The sequence below is a fragment of the Variovorax sp. P4_D9 genome (assembly GCF_056401695.1).
Window position 1 is genome coordinate 1 of the sequence record NZ_JBFUIU010001543.1, and the last position, 1,080, is coordinate 1,080.

Here is a 1,080-nt window from a genome sequence, read left to right on the forward strand (position 1 = left end):
TCCGGCGCATTGTCCGGCGCATTGACTGGCGAGTTGTTTGTCGAATTGCTCAAGCAGTTGATGCGAAAGCGCAGAAAGCCGGTGCGCCTGATAGTGGATGGACTTCCTGCGCACAAGAAGGCGATCGTGAAGGAATATGTCGCCAGCACCGCTGGCAAGCTCACCCTGCACTTCCTGCCCGGCTATGCGCCTGACCTCAATCCCGACGAGTTGGTCTGGAGTCATGCCAAGCGCACAGGGGTTGCTCGCTCGCCCTTGAAAGCAGGCGAAAAGCTGCAGTGCCGAGTTGACGACCAACTCCAGGCCATCGCCGATGACAGCGCCCTGGTTCGTTCCTTCTTCAAGCACCCGTCTGTCTCCTATATTTCTGACTTATGAGTAAGTATGCGTGTCCGAAGCCCGGCGACGCGTAGCCGTCATCGAGCGGACGCCCTCGACATGGCGCCGCGACCTGCCCAGCTTTTGGCTGCATGAGCTAAGCGACAACCACCTTGACACGCACCTTGCAGCATTCGGCACGGGAGACGGAATTCAACTTCGAGCGTGTAATCCCGATGGCGCGGCCCCTGAGCGCGGCGGGTCCGAAAGCGCCGATCCTGGCGCGCCTGGATTCTGGCTTCGACTCCACGGCACGAGATCGAGTCGACGTTGCGGCGCTGGCTGAGCGGCTTGATGGTGCAATCGGCGCTGTGCAAGAAAATCGCCGTGATCGGCCTGACCCACCACTTCGCGGGCGCTCTTGCGGCTTGCCGCGTCCGCATGCAAACTGCGGCCGAGGGAGATCGCCAAGCACTCGAAGCCGACCGAGAGGAGGGCACGATGACGCCAGCCGCGCCCGAGCCACCGACAACGCCACAACCAGCGCATCCCACCGAGTCGAAACAGGTTCCCCAGGATCTCAAGGAGGTCAACGTCTGGCTGACCGCCGTGAACGCGTTCTGGGAGATCGAGCGCAAGCACCGGCTGCACCTGTGGGAGTCAGGCTTGGGCACGCTCAAGTTCGCGTTGGCGATCGGCTTGGCTGCTGGCGTGCTCTGGTTCGCCCTCCAGGATGGGTCTCTCCTATTGAAACAGCAGTCC

2 protein-coding genes are annotated in these 1,080 nt (G+C 61.9%); both read left to right on the top strand.

Translation table 11 applies throughout. From position 1 onward, the window contains the following. On the top strand, positions 1-378 hold a 378-nt coding region (locus AC1DY5_RS56740), incomplete at its 5' end, for a transposase (protein WP_478122888.1). Positions 379-648: 270 nt separating this feature from the next. After that, positions 649-1,080 (top strand): hypothetical protein (locus AC1DY5_RS56745; RefSeq protein ID WP_478122889.1); only part of this gene is annotated, 432 nt, incomplete at its 3' end.